The organism is Allorhizobium sp. Av2, from assembly GCF_021462805.2.
Classification (GTDB): domain Bacteria; phylum Pseudomonadota; class Alphaproteobacteria; order Rhizobiales; family Rhizobiaceae; genus Allorhizobium; species Allorhizobium vitis_G.
This window is the reverse complement of the sequence record NZ_CP192698.1, coordinates 127,856-147,427: the sequence shown is the minus strand read 5'-3', so window position 1 is coordinate 147,427 and position 19,572 is coordinate 127,856. Positions and strand designations below refer to the sequence as shown.

The window sequence follows — 19,572 nt, the reverse complement described above, 5'->3', positions numbered from 1 at the left end:
AGACATCTATGGATGAGAAGCCCCAGATCGTGCTTGCCGTTGATGTCGGCGGGTCGCATGTCAAAATCATGAACAGCGCGGATGGTGAGGAAAGCAAGGCTGCCTCCGGTCCGGAAATGGATGCTGCTGTCATGGCCGATGCGGTCGAGACACTTGCGTCAGGCATGGCTTATGATGTTATCGCCATTGGTTATCCGGGTCCGGTTATTCATAATCGTATTTTGACGGAGCCGCATAACTTAGCCGCTGGATGGACAGGCTTCGATTTCGCAAAGCGGTTCGGCAAGCCCGTGCGCATTGTCAACGATGCTCTGATGCAGGCTATGGGAAGCTATGAAGGTGGTCGTATGCTGTTTCTCGGCCTTGGCACCGGGCTGGGAGCGGCCATGATTGTCAACTATGTCGCCCAACCCATGGAACTTGCGCATCTTCCCTATCGAAAAGGCCGCAGCTATGAGGACTATCTCGGCCAAGCGAGCCTGAAAGAGCGCGGACACAGTAAATGGGAGAAACATGTGTTGAGGGCTGTAGAGCAACTCAGCACAGCACTCGAGCCGGACTATGTTGTCATCGGCGGCGGCAATGTCACCAGATTGAAAACACTGCCGACCAATGCCCGGCTCGGCGATAACGCCAATGCATTCAAGGGCGGATTTGCTCTGTGGCTGGATTCCCGGTTCCAGACTTGACTGGCCTTTGACTACTGAAGACAGTGAAGCCTTCACTTTAGGAGCTGCCGCTGCCTTAGCGATCTATTGAATGATGATTATCGGTCTCAAGAGGCGGATAAATCGGCGGCTTGGGACATTTTTCACGTTCGATTTCACCAAACCAGATGTGATTCAGCCTTGAAGTTTGAGGCACTTTCAGTGCCAAAGAACGTCTCTGACTCACATTTGCTGCTGTTTGGAGCAAGTATTTTGCTGATTCACCGGAGGACCAGCCCACTAAAATTATGGCCATTATTGTCTTCGTTGCATTTGAAAGTGGAATCTACCCCAGCTACATCGTAAATATTGATAATATATCTTATGGAACATAATTCAAAAGGGAATTTTGATCAAATTTCAGGTAATCCTAATGTACGGTGATGCAAACTGTTCTCTGTTAAAGTCTGCACCAGCAACAGTCGATAGATTCGGATTGCAGCCTGGAGGCGGTCATGGCTATGAAGTTGCGTCGGAGGTTCCCCCAATGACCGATCCCTCAAGGCCCTACTTTACCGCGATAAAATGGAGATCGAATGGAGTCACGACCGACACAAATGAGGATCCTGCACAAGCAGAAATTTTACTGGTATAGTCAGGCGCTCATTTGGGCAAGATCGCGAACAAGGATGCGCTGAGAAGATTTTGTTTCGGGCACCAATGCCTTCTCTGGAGCGTGTCGGGCACATCGCGACCGCCAATCTTCATGGCGAGCCTTTTTGACCAACGGGGATAAACGGCCGTGCAAACGACATCTTAGATTGATACCAGATCCCGTATATCTGAGCCGTAAAGCAAGGCATAGCTCTTGCCGTGGGCATCGGCGTTACCCACCCGGCCATTTCCCAACATCAGGGAGCTGCGTTGGTGGAGGGATCAAATTCAATATTTTGCATTTAAGCGGCCGAGATCGAAAATAGGTTGATTGGTGCAGCATGCTGTACAAACACCACGCCCCCCGCCGACATCATATCGGTAAGATGAAGTTCAAAGTGACGAATTGGGCGTAGTATGAAGCGGGTTTTCACTGTCGTAGCAGCTTGACCCTTTGGATAATGCCTGAAGCGCTGGCGGGCTGGGCAGCCCAACGCGCAGGCGTCCTACCAGAAAGGCGATCACATCGCATCCATCCAGATCGATGGCCGGTTAAAATGACAGGACGGTAACGGCTATGGCAAACGGGCTTTGGTTGAAACCGCGGTGGGTCGATACAATGGCATCATTGGACTGCGTTTGCGCGCTCGGTCATTCCTTGCTCAACAGACAGAGGCTGCGATCGGCGTCGCCATCGTGAACCGAATGCTTGCCTGCGGACGCCCGAGATCCGCTCAACGCCAAGCCTCGGCGGGAGCAACCAAATAACCGGCCTATAAAAGACCGAATGACGACATGTCGCTGAACGCTGCACCAATGCCGATGGCTTCGGCTTTTCTGGCTGCTGGACAGTCAACAATCAGAATGATTCGGTTGCGCGCACCTTCGGACTTACAAGGGTTTGCAAAACATGAAAATGGAATCGTTCAAGGGATAGCCGCGGCCTCTGTGGAGGTTTGCGACAAGCCCGTACCCGCACATCAGCTGATCCTGGCACCACAGCGTCCGCGAGAACATCATAAACATTCGCGTGGACAGGATGTCCGTCCGATTGTACGCTAGGTATAAAAATGTACATGCATGAGGCAGATGAACATGAATATTCGCTCACTTAGGAATATCCTCCGCATCACTGAAACTGGTTCTTTGACAGCGGCTGCCACGAACGCACATTTGACGGTACAAGCTATATCAGCTCAGCTCAATAAAATTGAAGATCACTACGGGTTTGCCTTGTTCGATCGAAACTCGAAGGGCCTTACCTTGACTGATGCAGGCCGTGCCATCATGCCCCGTATCCGCGAACTCATCGCGGCTTCCGGCAACCTGGATGAGAGCATTGCCGAGATACGTGGGCAAAACCGCAGACAGCTGCGGATCGCCATGAACACTACGCTCGGACAGGAAGCAATGTCGCGATTGCTGGACCATTTCATGGCTTTATTTACGGGATACGATATTCAGTTCAGCGCCGGGGAAACCCATGAGAATCTTCGCGGCGTTAGTGAAAAAAAGGTTGATCTCGCGGTCTTCTTGGGATCACCACCGGAGGATCTGCCTTACGTCGAATTGGATGGATTTGAGATCGAGGTCGTCAGTGCATCGACGAGCACGGACGTCCTCAAGCGTGCATCCGAACGTAAGGATCGCTTTTTGGTACGGCCGAACGATAGCTGCCCCTATTCCGTCGGCTTCACTCAGTTCGTCGATCAGAAGCTGCCGGGCATGTCCCCCGAGTTTATAGAAAGTCGCACCATCCTTTCTGCCAGTGAACATCTCACTGTAACATTGGTCCGACAGATCGATGGCATCGGCATCTTGTCGAGAGACGTCGCCCGTAAGGGCAATCTCGCCATTCTTCCGGATTTCGAAGTCAGGTTACCGGTTCGACTAGCTGTGGATGCAACCAAGTTGGAAGGTGCCATAGGTCAAAGACTTCGCTCGCTGAACGTGAAGCCGCTAGCTGTTTGCGCGAATATCGACGGCAAATCCGCAATTCAAAGTGTTGGGCGGCAAAAAAAACACGTCGCATCACCTTGTTTAGAGCGAAACTGACCTGTGCCGCTGGACTCACTTAGGTGAGTGCCTGCGCAGTTTGTTTTGCCATCTTTGTTTCACCTATCCCGTTTTCACAAAAGCAACGCATTGTTTGCGTGGTCCGTATCCTAACTGAGTGACCGCAATTCGCTCAACCTCGCCTCCAAGTCGGCGATAGCTCTAGCCCTCTGCCTGATCTTTTCAACGCTAACCTTGCCACCCACCTGCCACATGGTGAACGCATCGCGGATTCGCGCTGCCTCGCGCCCGATCTCGACCGCCAGGTCAATCCAAACAGATGCCACATCTGCTAAACGCAAGAACTGCGCGAAACAGATGCGGGATCCACTCAGCAGGGAAAAAGCCTCTGCCAGCATTTTGAGCCGATCAGGTTCTGCAACGATGTAACCCTCGATATCCTGGAGCAGATGAAGCGAGTCGCATCGGTTCTTTCGATGGCCCTGGAAAAGCACTTCAACATCGTCACCTATGTCAGCTGGACTACGGCGCGTGATAGCGAAGGATCGGTATCCTTTCAGCAGGCTCGCATTGTAGATCTTTTCCAGAAATGCTTCATCGAAGGTGAAGTAAGCTAGGATTGCCGCGGAATTATCGTCGACTGCGTCCCAGATGGCCTCGAGCGGATTATAGCCCGTCAGCGTTTGGAAGTGCAGAACATCCCTCTTGTTGTAATATTCAGGTCGATGAGGAACATGGATCAGGTTGCAACTCATCAGAACGAACCCGTCGCGCGCAATAACGTCAAGTAACTGGGGTTTCGCCTCAACAAAACTGTCAAGATAGTGATTTTTTCGATCAACGCCGATCACTTTGAAATCGTCATCGGTCAAGCCGTCATATTCGAAATCGAATTTCGGCTTCTGCTCGATTAGCGAAAAGTCGCGAATACGGTCTGTGCTCACCTGAGTTGTATAGAACAGCCAGTCAACGGGAACGCCATCCCGCTTTAACATCACGATACTTTGCCGCTGCGCGCAATTTAGGAAATTTCTGTTATAAATTTCAGTATCATACGAAAATAAGTTATTGCTCATGATTGCTCCAACTGGGCGGAGAGAGCATTTTCAGGAAACATCTGACCGGTGCTCGTTCAGAAAATGCTGCAGGTGAAAAAATCGCGTAATCTGCGGTCAACCGGTGCCAACCGTCGGGAGTCTGATTTCACTTTTCGCCACGACTGCGGGTTTCATCGGCGCCGCATTCCCTTTTATTGCTTCTCGAAGATAAGCGCGCTGGAATACCTCGGGGGAAATCAGGCGGGCCGTCAGATCCAAATACTGCTTCTGGAGAGCTTTGCTTCGCAGGATCGTTGCATAGGTTTTTTCTACTGTCGCTGTCGATTTGCTCACGCGGCTATCGGCAACAATTCCCGTGATATGGGGCTCGAAAAAGCTCGCATGGCTTGCCGCATATTTGGCGAGCACGCTGTGTGAATCGCACGTATGGTCGAGCACTGCCTTTGCAAAGAGGTCGGCGGATTTGAGGGCAAAGGAGCAGCCTACGCCGCTCATGGGATCGATGGACACTGCCGCATCACCTAAAAAGGCAACACCGCCTGTCACAGCAGGCCTGATCTGGTTGTCGTATTTACGATAGGAATAGACTTCAGTGTCGGGTTCTGCCGAGGAGAAATCGACCATCGGAAGCTCCGTCTTGAAGCGTTCCAGAAGCTGAGGCCAGATGGCACCCACAGACCTCCATTGAGCCGAGCGCTCCATTGTCACGTAGACGGACAAAAGGCTGCGCCCCTCAATGATAGGATAGAGAAAGCTCATCTCATTATCGTGGAGGACAAACAGCGATCGATTGTTCGCTGGCGAGGGAATTCCCTTGCAGTAACAGAAATAGGCGGCGCGATCATTGTCCAGACTCTTGCCGGTGGCTCCCATCAGCGATGCAACCAAGGACTGTCTACCGTCAGCCGCCGCGACCATGCGGGCAGAAACGCGGGCCTGTTGCCCGTCTCGCCAGCCGACAATCCTTTGCTCGCCGGCTAGCGTCTCCAGATGCGCCACATCGAAACAAAGCTCAAGCGTCACACCGGCTTCGATTGCTCTCTGGCGCAAAGCGGGGTCCAATACGCGGCGCTCCAGGTTGTGGGCATAGGCTGTGACGGGGTCTTCACCATAGCCTTCCTCAAGGTCTATAACACCGCCCGGAACGTAGAAGGTCGCCTTCGTTTCGATACTATGCGGAGGAGCCAGAAGGTGGCCGAGACCGATAGAATGGAAGACGGCATTAGCGAAGGGCTGCACAAAATGTGTACATAGCAGCTTGTAGTCCTCCACCTCCCGCTTCCGCTCCAGCAGGATAACGGACTTTCCGGCTTGCGCGAGAAGTATGGCGGCGGCGGTTCCTGCCACACCTGCACCTACGATCGCTACGTCAAAAACTCGGTCAGAACTATCCGACATGGGGCTTCCTTTTAAGTCAAAACGTCGACGATACCAGCGACTGCGGTCGTGGCCGATTGCATTCGATGTAGGTAGAGACAAAAATCGTGCGGCAGGTCGTCGTACCGGATAAGCTCGGCACCCGACGCACGGCTGAAGGCAACGGCCTCGTCAGCAAGAACATCGCAGCCTGCCGAAACGACGATCACGCGAGTAGCGTTCAGTTTACCCTTTAGGCCAGCGACAGGATCGAAACCTTCGCGCAAGAAACGGGCTGAGACCAGCGATCGAAACCAGCGCATGTGGCTTTCATCCAACAGGTAACCGTCACCATAGACTTCGTAGGACGGGAATGTCCTGCACAGCGAGAGAACAGGGTAAAGCAGCACCGCCTCCTGAAAATGGCTGGGCAGAGCGCAGGTAGCGGCATAAAGGGCTAGCAAGCCGCCTATGCTGTCACCCATAATTCGGTGAACGCGATCGGTCAGCGCGACGGAGCGGACGCGCTCAAGAATTTCATCGATCACCGCCTCAGCCGCAACCTCCGGACATCTGCGATAGCCTATGGCATAGATGCTGGCACCGAGCATCTCCGCCAGATGTGAAAGAAACGGTGAAAAGATATCGAGATCATAGTGAACAAGACCACCACCATGAATGTAAAGGATGGATTCATGCCTGCATTCGCGTGGGGTAAATTTGCGAATGCCCGCACCATGTTCACCCACGGCGACCGCAGCGCTCGGTTGTAAACCAAGCGATTTGATCCAGTTCGCCGCCCCCTCACGTCCATGATCCGCTGAGCCTTTCAATGAACGGCGCAGTAGGCGGCGCGCAGCCAAAAGTTGGGAAAAATCCCGCGCCAACGGATGCCGCACCACATCGGGAACGATATCGACGGGGCTCATCCCGTCGATATCGACTCGCGACACCGTGAGATCGCTCTGCGTGAGTTCCCCAACGAACAGATGAGTATGGCTTTCCAGCCCCATCGATAGGGCTATATCGAGCGCAGTTGACGTTCCTCTCGCATGCAGGATCAGCACGCGCTCCTCAGCATCAATTCTCGGATTTTCCCCCTTCGCTCGCTCCAGTGTTTCCCTCGAAATAAGAAGGACATGAACCGGCAAGCGACGATCCTTCTTGCCAAATTGGACCTCGCCGGGCAATTTTTCCTCCCGCCAATGTCCTGCCACATCGTCGTAACGATGGATTGCAACGATCTTCCACTGCATGATTGAGGCAAAGCGCACGATCTCCGCCAAAGAATCGGCCGCAATATCAGCAGTCTGCACAACGTCAGATGCCGGGAGATCATTGTCCACTATCCTCATGGTGGCCTCAGGCATCAATCGGCTTCGACAGCATGAACGTCTTAGCCAGCGACACCAATTCGCCGACCGATCGTGGGGTCTCAAGATCATCAAGGAAATCTTCGAGATCGACGTGAGTTTTCTCCGCAAGTGACACCAGCAGAGAAACCGTAGCCAGCGAGTCTATGCCGAATTCGTGCAGACCTTGGGCGTCCTCAATCGTTGCACCGTCAACGCGGCCCTCCGTGCTTTCGGCAATCAAGTGCCGAACAAGAGCCTGAGCCTGAGCCTGAGCCTGAGCCTGAGCCTGTTCATCGCACATCGTCATTATCTCCTAAGGTAATATCAATAACTGTGGTGGAGCCACTGTATCCGGCCTGCTTTTCAAGGGCCGAAAGCAAAAGACGGCTATCGGTCTTGCCACTCCGACCGAGGCGTATCTCTGACGCAACTCCCCATAGGTACGGTATCATGTAGGTCGGCAGTTGTGTCGCCAGCCTTTGCCGCACCTCTTCAACTGCTGTTGGCTCGTCCGCCACGAGCACCGCACCGATCACCTGTCTTCCACCAGGCGTCTTGATCAGGCCAACCGCAGCACGGGCAACCGTTGTAACAGCCAGGCACTCCGCCTCGATTTCAGCCAGGTTGATCCGTCGGCCATTAAGTTTGATTTCAGCATCGACGCGACCGACAAAATGGTAGTTCCCGTCTGCGTCGCATTTGCATCTGTCTCCCGACCGGTAATAGCGAACACCGCCGCGCTCGAAGAGCTTCTGTGCCGTTTCCTCGGGAGAGGCTAGATAGCCCGCCATGACCTGTTCGCCGCCAAGACACAATTCGCCCGTTTCGTCGGGGGTTGTGATCTCGCCACCGTTTTCATCAAGAAGAATAACCTCCACCCCACGCAGCGGCTCACCGATTGGATAGGGTGTCGTTCGTCCCTCCTCGGGTGACGCAATGAGGTAGCCCAGGCAGACGATGGTGACTTCGGTCGGTCCGTAAACATTGTAGACCCTCGCCCTTGGCAGGCGTGATGCCCAGAGATTGATGACCGAGGGCGCGCAAACTTCCGCACCGGTCATGACCATCTCGAGCTCCGGGAAGCTTTCGGAGGTAATCAGTTCCGGACGATCTGAGATAACAGTCAGTACCGTCGAGACCGCAATCAGATGCGTTATACGTTCCTGCCCGAGCGTGCGGCGCATGAGTTCCCCGATCGGCGGGCCGTTATACTGGTAGACAAATGCGCCAAGCGACAATGGCATTAGCGTATCTTCGATCGACACGTCGAAGTGAAAGGGTGTGAAACTTATCACTCGCGAGTCCGAGGTGAATCGGAGCATCTCATTATGGGCACAAAAATAGGTGCGCAGATTGCCAACCGTGATCTGCACCCCCTTCGGTATACCCGTCGAGCCCGAGGTGTGGATCACATAGGCGATCTCGTCTCCGCGATGCCGATAGGGCGCGATGTGATCCCAATCCCCTGACTCGGGAAGTTCACTGAGATTGACAACAAAGGCACCCAGATTGTCGACCTGATCGAAAGTAACGATGACCTTTGGAGCCGCCGTCTTGATAATAGCGCTGAGCCGCGCCGCTGGAAGTTCGGCATCCACCGGCATGTAGACCGCACCAAGCTTCCAGAGTGCCACCGCCAGAGCAGGGACCTGACAAACTTTACGGCAGATGACCAGCACCCGGTCCTGAGGTCGAACATTGCATTGACGCGCCAGATAGCTGGCATAACCATTAGCGAGATTTTCCAAATCTTCAAAGCTATAGGATACCTTTCGGTCCGCGATCGCACGTTTGCCAGCATCCAGAGCAAGGCCCGCCCGAAATAGATCGCCCAGCGGAAGTTCTACCCAGCGATCCACATCGTAGATCCGGTCAACGGTCATTCTTTGATCTCCGATTGGATCACCGGCAGTGAGAGCCGCACCTTTTCCAGTTCTCGCGCCCCGATCGCACGGTAGAAGCCCAGGCCCAGTGCATTGGTCGGAGGCGTCTGCCACTCTATGGCGGCACATCCCTTGTCCTGAGCAAAGGTCTGCAAAACGCTCATCAGAGCGCGACCGAGCCCATGACCGCGATGAGAGGGGCGAAGAAAAAGACAATCGAGGTAGATGAAATGGTGCGCCAACCAAGTCGAATAATCAATCGTGGCAGTCATGTATCCAGCCAGCGGGGTACCATCGACACCGTCACACACCCAAGCAAACAGGCGGGCAGGCTCGGCAAAAAGCGCTACCTTCCACCGCTCGATCTGACCGGTTTCGGCAAACGGCAATCCTTCATACTCCGCATGCTCAGCACATAGCGCAAGCATTTGCGCCATGTCGCTCTGCTCAACACGCCGAATGATCACAGAGCACCTCTGAACTGGAGGTTTGCGTATTCCTGAATCATTTCGGCAGTGAGGCTCTGCTCGCCGCGGCTCAAGACTGCCGAGATCCAAGCATCGGCCTCTTTCTTGATAAGCTGCAGCTCCCAAACACAAGCAATCGTCCACGGGTCCGAAAGCGGTGTCGGCTTCTCGCCTAACCGGGAGAGATCAACAGCGTAGGCACGGTGGCGAAGATTGTTTGCATTGCTCCAGCGGGATGCGAGAATATAGACGCCATCCTTTGCCAGGTGGAGGATGGCGAAGCCGGTAGGATAATCTTCTGCCGCATCCCATCCCTCAAACGCCTGCAGTACCATGCGCCTCAAAGCGGCCTCGCCTGGGCAGTCTTCAAGTGTATAGAGATCTGACAGGATGACATAGAGCTTATAGGTGCGTTCCCCGTCGACAAGTACGCCGAGTGCGTGGCACGCGCGTGGTTGATGTACGAGAGGGTTTGAACAGCTCTTACCGAGAACCTGTCGGCTTTGTTTCAGAGGTGGTGCATTCATTACAATAATTCCTACTATGGCGCATTTGGCTTCACCTTTGCGGCTTGCGAAAGTGTCGGCTTGGCCTCATGCAAAAATTCATTATCTAAAGGCTGCGTATTGACCGCACGCCATTTACCACGCTTGAAAAGCCTGTTTAATAGATTAAAATTGAAATTTTTTCTATAAACCCAGTAATTTGTCAAGCCAATGCTGACACAAACCATACCCACCAGCATCGGTATGAATACTGAAGGCCAGCCGCCCAAGACTTGTTCGAGTATAAGCGCAATAACGGGAACTGCCGGTGTAATGATCGAAACGCGTGCCGCACCCATGGTTTGCACCGAGTATTGCAATGTGAACATAGGTATGAGAACCGAAATTGCCGACAATGCAAGCAGCCGCACGATCGTCATTGGTTCCACCGTAAAGGCCTGCATCAGGTCAGGCCCGCCGAAGAAGCTCGTCACGACCAGCAGAAGAAAGAAGCGATTACAGAGAATCTCAAGCGTGGTGCACTTTGCCACTTTATAGAGATCCGCCGAGAAAAATGCATGCAGTCCGGCTGAAATTCCCGCAATAGAAGCCAGAGCCACGCCTTGAAGCAACTGAGCGAAGCTGAAATCCATCATTCCACGCCCCTCGACGAAGCGCATTAGAATGAGACCGGAGAGCGAAATCGCGATCATCGAAATGCCTGCCGCCCGCATGCTGCGTACTTTCGCACGCCCGCTAGCGAAATCGGCAAACAGAACGGCGATCGGCAGAAACCCTTGAAACACGGCGCACTCGATGGAGGGCTCGATGTGATAAAGTGACTGGAATGCGAAGAGCCAGCTGAAGAGCGTGAAAATATTCAGAAGTAAGACTTTGAATGGATATTGTCGCACAAGTCGGAATACGTCGCCGTGCAGATATTTCTGGATCCCAGTAAAAACGGCAAAGGAAACGATAAAAGCAAAGAGCGTAACGGCAGATCCGCTTATGTTGGAAAAAGCGAATGAAATCCATACAGCGGAAACCGCTGTACAAATGCAATAGACGATAACAGATAGATACGGCAGGGCTACTTTCACCAACATTTGCGAAGTTCCGATTTCTTGAATGGAGCGCTTGGCTCATTTGTTTTTTCGGCTGTGCGACACCGCCCGCAAACTGGTCCACGCTCTCATCGAAAGCGATCTCGGGTCTGTTTAGAGGCAACCATCCGGGATCTTCTAGAGCATGTCCCGCGAATACGGATCACCGAGTTCATGGGCAAACTGCTTGCGCAGCATCAGCTCTTTCATCCGCGACTGACGCTCCCTAATCAGGAGCGAAAGCAAATAGTCGCTTTCCGAAACGCTTGGTGTTGTGGCAATTTCGGCAGCAATAAAATTAAATAAGGCCGGATCGAGTGATATTGTAAGCTCTCGAATGCTGTCACTGGCACTTCTCATTGCCATCTCCATAAGACAAATTGGAGCTCCTGCTGCGGGCGTTGCTGGAAACTCAGCCAACCCAGACGAATATTGGCGCATGAAAAGCTCGTGAGCGGAGTGCGGTTAGCAGCCGCAGGCAGCGCCGCCGCTCTGGGCGTTATCACCCTCGGTCGGATGACCGTCGCGCTTCCACCAATCGAGCCCGCCGATCAATTCCCGAACCTGGAAGCCAAGCGTAAGCAGTTTAACCGCCGTCTTGGTCGATGCATTGCAACCGATGCCATCGCAGTAACAGACATAAATCTTGCTCTTGTCGATGCTTTCCGTGGAGAAAAAACAAATGCCCTTGTGAGGTAAATTGATCGCACCCGGAATATGTTCGCTGGCATATGCTTCTGCGGAGCGCCCATCGACCACAACGATTGAGGATTCTCCCTCATTGAGAGCAACGGAGAGATCCCAAGAATCCATTTCATAAGCAAGCTTGCGCTGATAATGTGTCAGTTGGTCAATATTGATCATAATGGCCTCTAATATTTCTATGTACATCTCGTTAAAACCCGTTTGAACGGGCGGAGATTAGAACAATTTTCTCACATACTCATGTCGATTTACGTTCGTAAGAGACATTTTGTTTTGAAGAAATCAATGAGGAGTTGTGTTGATTTCAACGTAACATTCGTGGAAGGCACGTCAATCCGCCGGATTTCACATAATTTTTTAGCTCCATCAAACATCATTTGAAGCCTGATACGACGCGGCATCTCACAGAATGCTTTTGGCACCCGTTTGCGATGGAAGTTCTTTGAAAATTTTCCAGTGCGCTTTCAACCGCGAGATTGATGCAACCTCAAAAAAAAGTTCAAATGGTTCAAAATTTTTGTGAAGCACGCGACATTGACGCCAACTAGGCAATCGTTATTATAAAAAAATAAACTTTTTTATTAAAAAATAAAATTGTCTGTTGATTTATGTAAATTATTTGTTGTGTTTAATATTATTAATAAAATATAGTTATGTATAATACATATAATTTGTTATTTAAGATATGTTACATTCGATATATTGAAATTTTTGATTTATAACCGAGGAAATTAATATTAATACCATAAATCAGAAAATTTTTTGAGCAATTTTCGAGAGGTCTTTAGTCACAGTGACCCCATTTCGCCGAAGCCACCAAACAATTTAAACGTGTTCCTCCGATGTTTTTTCGGCGGCTGCAGACTGTATCACTTTGATGGAGATCCTTAATGCCTGTTATTATCTCACCGGCGCGTGAAGCGCAGACGAAGTATGAATATGGCTGCGATCTTCGTCGGTTATATCCGTGGAATGAGGTTACGGATCCGGAGTTCTGGGGATCTGCTATCGCATCCGTACGCCCGGGTGAAGCAACCACTCCGCATTCGCATGATGAGGAAGAGACATTTATTATCCTTTCCGGGGCCGGCAGCATCACGGTCGATGATGAAAGTTCGGATATTGCGCAAGGCGATGTCATCTATCTGCCCCGTCACAGCCATCACACGGTGCTTAATCACTCTGACGCCGACCCTCTGGTTTTCCTGACAATCTTCTGGGGAAGCCCGGAAGCCCATGCCGCGCTTAAACGGCGTTACGGCTTAGCACAAGCCGAAGCATAAGGTTGCAACGCCCCAGCCCCCAACAATAACGAGACGCTTGGACATGACAGCGGAACTAACAGTTATCATCGCGCCTCCCCCTACGCCGAACGGAGATCTCCATGTCGGCCATCTGTCCGGTCCCTACCTCGGAGCTGACGTCCTGCGTCGTTACTTGACTTTACAAGGGCGAGACGCCGTAGCCGCACTGAGTGTGGATCTGAACCAAAGCTACGTGGTGACCACGGCTGAACGTCTGGGAACTGAACCCTTGGCGTTGGCGAGAAAAAGCCATGCTGATATTCAGACTACGCTCTCCAAGTCTCAGATTCACTTCGACGTAGTGGCCATTCCCGACACGGCATACACGCAGTCCGTATCCGACTGGTTCAAGCATCTGTTCGACACTGGTGTGATCGAGAAGCATCGTCGACTGTCCCCATTCGACATCAAGCGAAACCGCTTCATGTTCGAATCCTATGCGACGGGTTACTGCCCCACCTGTCTGTCCGGCACGAAAGCCAATATCTGTGAGGCTTGTGGCCATCCCAACGAGGCAAGTGACCTTCTCGGCCTTTATCCGACAGGGGGAGAGGCGGGTGATCCGGTCGAAATGCGGGAGATCGATGAGTATTTCATTGATCTGGAAAAGTGGCGTGAACCTCTTCTCGATCATCTACGCCACCATATTCCCGAGAAACGGCCGAATTTGTCGCGTCTGATCGACGAACTCTTCGCCAAACGACTAGCGAAGTTTCCGATCACATTCCCATCCCGCTGGGGCATACCGGCACCCTTCCCGAATGCCGACGGTCTGGTGCTCAATGTTTGGGCGGAAATGCTTCCCGGTCATTTCCACTGGATCGATCAGGCTTGCATGTTGCGAGGTTTCGAAGGCGCGACAGCGCGTGCATCATCGGTTCGGTATGTGCAGTATCTGGGCTTTGATAATTCGTTCTTCTATGTCATCGCCCATCTTGGACTGGCCTTGGCAGCCCGGGCCGGCGGACTCAAGCATATTTTGCCCACTGCTTTCATCACCAACGAATTTTACCTGCTGGACAATTTCAAATTCTCCACCAGCCAGGGCCATTTGATCTGGGGTCGCGATCTTCTGGCCGAAACTCCCGCTGATGATGTGCGCTTCTATCTGGCCTGGTCAAATCCAGAATACAACCAGGCGAACTTCACGCGGGAGGACATGGAGCGTGTCCTCGACAAAAAATTCCGGCAGCCAATCAAGCGAGTCTGTGAATTGTTTGGCGGAAAGTCAGGCCCGGTTTCCGGCAGCGCTTACGCAGCATCACTGCTTGCCCGGTTCGAGACAGCGTATGATTATCGCCACCAGAGTCTGCGCATGGCAGCCCTTACTGTTGCGAACGGACTTGAGCTCATCGAATCCTTGGCAAAGCACGGCACAAACACGGACGTATTGCGTAGCATCGTAAAGGCAACCGCCTGCGGCCTTGCGCCACTCGCAAGCGATGCAGCCTTGAAGCTCTGGCGCTCCATTGGGCTGGACGGCCCAATTTTCTGGCCCGAGGGTAAAGACCTTCTCCCCTCTGAGCCGGCTTTCAATGGATCCGGATTCCAAGAAGAAGCGTCGGAACCTGGAAGCAAACTGCAATTGCTCGGAGCTGTCGTTACATGAAGACAAACAAGCCGCATCACGTTGACGTTCTTGGCATCGGCTTTGGTCCGTCAAACATTTCACTGGCGGTAGCCAGTGAAGAACTGGGCTCATCTTTCAGCGTGCATTTCCTAGAAGCGGGCTCAGGCCCGGCCTGGCATCCGCACATGATGCTTGACGGTTCCGATATCCAGAACAACCCCTTGCGCGATCTTGTCACGCCGCGCAACCCGCGCAGCCAGTATAGTTTCACCAATTATCTGAAATGCGAAAATCGGCTGTTCGACTATCTCAATCTCGGGCTCGCCTATCCATTCCGGAAAGATTATGCGCGCTACGTGGCGTGGGTCGCACGGTTTTTTGATCATTGTGTCAGCTATTCGACACGCGCTGAATCGATCCGGTTCGATAGAGCCACCAGGCTTTGGAGCGTGACGACGAACCAGGGCCACTATAGTGCCCGCGCTCTAGTGTTGGGCACCGGGCGAAGCCGCAACATTCCCGAGTATTTCAAGCCGGCGCTCGGTCCTCGCGTCTTCCACTTGTGTGATTATTTGAGGAATCTTTCGGCAATTGGCGACCAGATCAAGAGTATCGCCGTGATCGGCGCAAGCCAGTCCGCAGTCGAGATCAACCTCGATCTCATGGCACGGTTCCCGAGCTTGGAAATCCATTCGGTTCATCGCAGCTTCGCGATGCGTCAGAAAGACACGAGCCCCTTCTCGGATTATGTTTATTTTCCGGAATTCGTGGATTACTTCTTTAGCGTTAATGACGAAGCACGCAAGTCTTTGCAAGGGCAGTTACGAGCAACCAACTACAGCGCTGCCGACATCGATGTTCTTCATAAATTGTATGTAAGTCTCTATGAAGAAAAACTGGAAGGCAAGGAGCGCTTTACCATCCACAACAATACCGAGATTACCTCGGTTGCGGCAAATGGACAAAGCATCACACTGGGGCTGTGGGAAAAATTCCTCGACCGTCATACGGCGCTCGATGTAGATGCCGTAGTTTTGGCAACGGGCTTCAAGGACATCGGAGCGGGGGAAGGCTGCGAACTGCTGCCGCCGATCCTGAGCGAGGTGGCTCAGCATCTGGGCAGACGCAAGGATGGAGCACTGGATGTCACGAGAGACTATTCAGTGCCTACGGATATTGGCGCACCTCTCTATCTCAACGGACTTTGTGAGAGCAGCCACGGGCTCGGCGATGCAGGTTCGTTCAGCCTTTTGTCGATCCGCTCAGCCGCCATTGTGGACAGTCTCGGGGCCAACCTGTCAATTCACCCCCATCTGAAAGATGGGACCGGCGAGGCACTTCAAGAACTCCCCGCAGCATAATCGGAAAAATGCCGCCCGTTACACAGGAGAATGGCAATGACGAAGTGTGAAATGCAGGCTCTCAGATCCGTGTTTGAAGATCACGAGTCAAACGTCCGCACCTACTGCCGGTCCTTCCCCACTGTGTTTTCAACTGCGCGGGGTGCCAAGCTGACAGATGTAGCCGGAAAAGACTATATCGACCTCCTGTCAGGCGCGGGAACACTCAACTATGGTCACAACAATCCCCGCATACTGGAGCGCGTTCTTGCCTACCTCAGCGATGGCGGCATCGTTCACTCGCTGGATATGTACACCACCGCCAAGGCAGCGTTCATCCGCTCCTTCAAGGATATCATCCTGACTCCCAGGGGCCTGAACTATAAGCTCCAGTTCCCCGGACCGACCGGTACAAATGCGGTTGAAGCCGCACTCAAGCTGGCCCGCAAGGTCACCGGCCGCAGCCAGATCGTGGCCTTTTCCAACGGCTTCCACGGCATGACGATGGGCGCACTTGCCGCTACATCCAATGCTACTAAACGGGCTGGCGCGGGCACTCGGCTTGATGGCGTCACCTTCATGCCCTTCGATAAGTTCACTGGAGAGGATATCGACAGCCTTGAGGTCATCACCGCCATGCTGGGCAGCGGTGCGGGGAACGATGCACCTGCAGCCTTCATCGTCGAGACCGTTCAAGGTGAAGGTGGTCTCAACGTGGCAAGCGGCGAATGGCTGAAAGGCCTGGCAAAGTTGGCCCAGCGCCTTGGTGCCCTGCTCATCATTGATGACATACAAGCAGGAAATGGCCGCACCGGTACCTTTTTTTCCTTTGAACCATGCGGACTTCAACCGGATATCGTCGTCCTGTCAAAATCGTTGTCCGGTTTCGGTGCCCCCCTTTCGCTGGTTCTGATGAAACCGCATTTGGATCAATGGCTGCCGGGAGAGCATAATGGCACATTTCGCGGCAACAATCTCGCCTTTGTCGGGGCAACCGCAGCGCTGGATAGCTACTGGAGAGATGGTCAGCTCACAGCGGAGATCGCGTCCAAGGCAGCAATGGTGGAGCGCAGCTTTGTTCGGATCATTGCGTCACAGCCACCGGGTACAGTGCGCTTGAAAGGGCGCGAGCTCATGGTCGGGCTCGAGTTCCAGGATACGGAGCTGCCGTCACGTCTGTCGCGAAGACTGTTCGATGAAGGTTACATCATCGAAACTTGCGGACACGCCGGTCAGGTTCTCAAACTTCTTCCACCGCTGACCATCGATCACGGCGAGCTTGCTCAGGCATTGGGCGCGATCGAGCAGGCAGTCTTGAGTGAAACAAAGTTCCAGCGGTCGGCAGCCTAGGGTGAGTACCTTAGCTCTGGAACCATCCCACCCGAGACAGGATACAGCAGGTGTTTCCTAAATTTGATAGCCTGACACTCTGGCAGGTCGATGTTTTCTCCACCAGTCCTCTGGCCGGAAATCCGGCTGCGGTGATCTTTGGCGGCGAGCAGATTGACGATCTTACGATGCAGGCAATCGCGCGCGAAACCAATCTGTCGGAGACGGTTTTTCTGCTTCCTCCTGACGCGGGCGGCGATGTGAGGCTGCGCATATTCACGACAAGGCGGGAAATCGACTTTGCAGTGCATCCGGCCATTGCGGCGGCCCATGCATTGGCCGAAGCGACTGCAAATCGGGAACCTGCACTTGCGCTGGAATGTCGTCTCGGAAGGGTCGCGATCCATCGGCTCGGCCCGCTCTCACAATGGCATTGCAAAGTGCCTCCAGCGCGCTTTCAGCCTGTTGATCTTTCTATGGATCAGGCTGCTGCCCTGTTTGGCCTCGCCAAGGATCGTATCAAGGCCGATCGATTCGAGATCGCGGCAACCGGCGTTCCCTGGGTCATGGTCGAGCTTGCTGCAAGCGTCGATCTGGACGGTCTTGACCCGGATCATCGCGCTATTGCGAGCATGACCAGAAAAAGCGGCGCAGTTGGTGTGACAGTCTTCTCCAGAACCGATGGCGATATAGTCGCCAGCATGCGCAGTTTCGCACCCGCAGAGGGCATCTACGAAGATCCGGTTTGCGGCTCCTGTGCGGGCAGCCTGGGAGCGTTGCTACTCCGAGATGATCCGGCTCTCTCGGCGCGGACCGCATTTTTTGTCGAGCAGGGCCGGCAACTCGGGCGTCCGGGACGCATCAGTGTGTTGCCGGAGCATGATCGTCTATGGATCGGAGGCGGGTCCTGCACCGTGCTTCGAGGTCAACTTGCATTGAGAGAAAACGAATGGCACGGCTAGCGTTCACGACATTTGCTATTATGAAGAAGCCCTATGGCGATCCCGAAGTGCACGGGTTCGAGGCGCTGACGCCAGCCGTGTTCCGCCATGCAGAAAATGCCGAAGGATTCGTCAACCGCGCCCGGGAAATCGATGATCGATCAGAGCTGACGAATTTTGAGCGGGATTGGGGTGAATGGGGCCCCTTCACTGTTCCGAGCTTTTACGATGGCGGGTTTACAACCGCGACAGATACCCGCGCATCGACCCTCAGCCTTTGGAGATCCATCGAAGACGTCAAAGCCTTCGTCTATAACGGCCTCCATCAACGGGCACTGGCCCAGCGGCATAAATGGTTTCGAACACCCAATTGGCCCGGCTATGCAATGTGGTGGGTGGAAGACGCTCACATACCGAAATGGTCAGAGGCTGCCAGCCGTTTGGAGTATCTGTTTACCCATGGGCCAACGCCATTCGCCTTCACTTTTCCTGAAGCCTTCGATGCCTATGGTGTGGCGATCGCAAAAATCAATTTTTTGCCGCCCGGAGCACCCCAGACCATAGATAACGAATCGCAACCGACATAACTGCTGACCTCTCTTGGGGAATGAGTACGATGCTACTGACCGTTCTGACGACACTGGGCCTATATGCGGCGGTCGTGATAAGTCCGGGGCCGAATTTCGCCTTGATCAGCCGGCTGGCGGTATCGGGTAACCGGTCTACCGCTGTGGGAGCCACCTTTGGTCTGGCATTCGCGGCGACCATCTACGCCATCTTGTCCATGTCAGGACTTGCGCTGGTGTTGACGAAAATAAGCTGGCTGACCAGCCTCGTGCAGATCGCAGGCGGATGCTATCTCGTCTATCTTGGCCTGATGGCCTGGCTTCCAGATCGCTCGACAGTCGCCTCTCAGGCTCAGCCAAAGGAGACGAAAGGGTTCGGACGCGGTTTTGGAGTAGGTATGTTGGTCAACCTGTCCAATCCGAAGGGTATCGCCTTCTTCATCGGGTTATACGCCGTCGCCATTCCACCCGAGACTGCCTTGTGGGCCAAGTTGCTGATCTTGTTTGGCGGCTTTACGCTGGAGATCGTATGGTACGGATTGGTGGTGCTTCTTTTCTCCAGTCGCCGCGCGCAGATGTTGTACCAGCAATTTGGGCGCTGGATTGAGCGCGTGCTTGGCGCATTGCTGGCTGCATTCGGACTTCGACTTATTGCGGAAAAAATACTTTGAACAGAGCCCGAGATTGGAGTAAAAGTTAGTATCACATCGGATGCTTCACGAGCATTGCTCAACCAGTAGAAGCCAGCCGTTACACAGACCGGATTATAGCCACACTTCAGAAGACCGCGGGG

Annotated in this window: 19 protein-coding genes and 2 pseudogenes; 11 read left to right on the top strand and 10 right to left on the bottom strand. The window is 53.4% G+C overall.

Features of this window, described 5'->3' with window-relative positions:
• Nucleotides 1–8 precede the first annotated feature (8 nt).
• The 4 genes and pseudogenes from FS819_RS24375 to FS819_RS24360 all read left to right on the top strand — a co-directional run bounded on the left by FS819_RS24375 (nucleotide 9) and on the right by FS819_RS24360 (nucleotide 3,356).
• Nucleotides 9–689, top strand: a complete 681-nt coding sequence (locus FS819_RS24375) for an ROK family protein (protein ID WP_156550070.1) — start codon at nucleotides 9–11, stop codon at nucleotides 687–689.
• A 1,122-nt stretch (nucleotides 690–1,811) separates the two neighbouring features.
• Nucleotides 1,812–2,069 (top strand): annotated as a pseudogene (locus FS819_RS24370) (IS5/IS1182 family transposase); the annotation flags it as partial.
• 56 nt (nucleotides 2,070–2,125) lie between these two features.
• Nucleotides 2,126–2,215 (top strand): annotated as a pseudogene (locus FS819_RS24365) (IS6 family transposase); the annotation flags it as partial.
• Between the two features lie 175 nt (nucleotides 2,216–2,390).
• Entirely contained in the window at nucleotides 2,391–3,356 is a 966-nt protein-coding gene (locus FS819_RS24360) for a LysR family transcriptional regulator (RefSeq protein ID WP_197435829.1), read from the top strand.
• A gap of 110 nt (nucleotides 3,357–3,466) precedes the next feature.
• On the opposite strand, the gene FS819_RS24355 is transcribed toward FS819_RS24360, so the two are convergent.
• The 10 genes from FS819_RS24355 to FS819_RS24310 form a co-directional block, all read right to left on the bottom strand.
• Entirely contained in the window at nucleotides 3,467–4,393 is a 927-nt protein-coding gene (locus FS819_RS24355; protein WP_156550066.1) for a hypothetical protein, read from the bottom strand.
• A gap of 96 nt (nucleotides 4,394–4,489) precedes the next feature.
• Complete coding sequence (locus tag FS819_RS24350) at nucleotides 4,490–5,773, bottom strand: NAD(P)/FAD-dependent oxidoreductase (protein ID WP_156550064.1); 1,284 nt, start codon at nucleotides 5,771–5,773, stop codon at nucleotides 4,490–4,492.
• An 11-nt stretch (nucleotides 5,774–5,784) separates the two neighbouring features.
• Nucleotides 5,785–7,101, bottom strand: coding sequence for an alpha/beta hydrolase fold domain-containing protein (locus FS819_RS24345; protein WP_197434154.1), 1,317 nt, complete (start codon nucleotides 7,099–7,101; stop codon nucleotides 5,785–5,787).
• A complete protein-coding gene (locus FS819_RS24340) occupies nucleotides 7,094–7,387 on the bottom strand; it encodes a phosphopantetheine-binding protein (RefSeq protein WP_197435828.1) in 294 nt (97 codons plus the stop codon). Before FS819_RS24340 ends, FS819_RS24345 begins: the two co-directional genes overlap by 8 nt.
• A complete protein-coding gene (locus FS819_RS24335) occupies nucleotides 7,377–8,969 on the bottom strand; it encodes an amino acid adenylation domain-containing protein (RefSeq protein ID WP_197434152.1) in 1,593 nt (530 codons plus the stop codon). Before FS819_RS24335 ends, FS819_RS24340 begins: the two co-directional genes overlap by 11 nt.
• The gene (locus tag FS819_RS24330) at nucleotides 8,966–9,406 is read right to left on the bottom strand and encodes a GNAT family N-acetyltransferase (protein ID WP_156550055.1); all 441 of its coding nucleotides are present in this window, start codon (nucleotides 9,404–9,406) and stop codon (nucleotides 8,966–8,968) included. Before FS819_RS24330 ends, FS819_RS24335 begins: the two co-directional genes overlap by 4 nt.
• Before the next feature lie 26 nt (nucleotides 9,407–9,432).
• Nucleotides 9,433–9,963 carry a hypothetical protein gene (locus FS819_RS24325; RefSeq protein ID WP_156550053.1) on the bottom strand — a complete coding sequence of 177 codons (531 nt, stop codon included), beginning with the start codon at nucleotides 9,961–9,963 and terminating at the stop codon, nucleotides 9,433–9,435.
• A 14-nt stretch (nucleotides 9,964–9,977) separates the two neighbouring features.
• The gene (locus tag FS819_RS24320; protein ID WP_156550052.1) at nucleotides 9,978–11,027 is read right to left on the bottom strand and encodes an EamA family transporter; all 1,050 of its coding nucleotides are present in this window, start codon (nucleotides 11,025–11,027) and stop codon (nucleotides 9,978–9,980) included.
• 135 nt (nucleotides 11,028–11,162) lie between these two features.
• Nucleotides 11,163–11,465 (bottom strand): hypothetical protein, encoded by a 303-nt coding sequence (locus FS819_RS24315; RefSeq protein WP_156550050.1) that lies wholly within the window; start codon nucleotides 11,463–11,465, stop codon nucleotides 11,163–11,165.
• A gap of 24 nt (nucleotides 11,466–11,489) precedes the next feature.
• The gene (locus FS819_RS24310) at nucleotides 11,490–11,888 is read right to left on the bottom strand and encodes a rhodanese-like domain-containing protein (protein WP_156550048.1); all 399 of its coding nucleotides are present in this window, start codon (nucleotides 11,886–11,888) and stop codon (nucleotides 11,490–11,492) included.
• Between the two features lie 731 nt (nucleotides 11,889–12,619).
• Between FS819_RS24310 and FS819_RS24305 the strand changes: the two genes are divergently transcribed.
• The 7 genes from FS819_RS24305 to FS819_RS24275 are packed head-to-tail and all read left to right on the top strand — an operon-like array spanning nucleotide 12,620 to nucleotide 19,450.
• Complete coding sequence (locus FS819_RS24305; RefSeq protein WP_156550047.1) at nucleotides 12,620–13,012, top strand: cupin domain-containing protein; 393 nt, start codon at nucleotides 12,620–12,622, stop codon at nucleotides 13,010–13,012.
• Nucleotides 13,013–13,055: 43 nt separating this feature from the next.
• Nucleotides 13,056–14,642 carry a class I tRNA ligase family protein gene (locus FS819_RS24300; protein WP_156550045.1) on the top strand — a complete coding sequence of 529 codons (1,587 nt, stop codon included), beginning with the start codon at nucleotides 13,056–13,058 and terminating at the stop codon, nucleotides 14,640–14,642.
• Nucleotides 14,639–15,964: a lysine N(6)-hydroxylase/L-ornithine N(5)-oxygenase family protein gene (locus tag FS819_RS24295; RefSeq protein ID WP_156550044.1), complete on the top strand. Its 1,326-nt coding sequence runs from the start codon at nucleotides 14,639–14,641 to the stop codon at nucleotides 15,962–15,964. The genes FS819_RS24300 and FS819_RS24295 overlap by 4 nt, the downstream gene beginning before the upstream one ends.
• Nucleotides 15,965–16,000: 36 nt before the next feature.
• Nucleotides 16,001–17,293: a diaminobutyrate--2-oxoglutarate transaminase gene (gene ectB, locus FS819_RS24290; RefSeq protein ID WP_197434151.1), complete on the top strand. Its 1,293-nt coding sequence runs from the start codon at nucleotides 16,001–16,003 to the stop codon at nucleotides 17,291–17,293.
• A 50-nt stretch (nucleotides 17,294–17,343) separates the two neighbouring features.
• Nucleotides 17,344–18,234 carry a PhzF family phenazine biosynthesis protein gene (locus FS819_RS24285; RefSeq protein WP_156550042.1) on the top strand — a complete coding sequence of 297 codons (891 nt, stop codon included), beginning with the start codon at nucleotides 17,344–17,346 and terminating at the stop codon, nucleotides 18,232–18,234.
• The gene (locus FS819_RS24280) at nucleotides 18,222–18,800 is read left to right on the top strand and encodes a DUF3291 domain-containing protein (RefSeq protein WP_156550040.1); all 579 of its coding nucleotides are present in this window, start codon (nucleotides 18,222–18,224) and stop codon (nucleotides 18,798–18,800) included. The genes FS819_RS24285 and FS819_RS24280 overlap by 13 nt, the downstream gene beginning before the upstream one ends.
• A gap of 29 nt (nucleotides 18,801–18,829) precedes the next feature.
• A complete protein-coding gene (locus FS819_RS24275) occupies nucleotides 18,830–19,450 on the top strand; it encodes a LysE family translocator (protein WP_234624814.1) in 621 nt (206 codons plus the stop codon).
• Nucleotides 19,451–19,572: the final 122 nt, after the last annotated feature.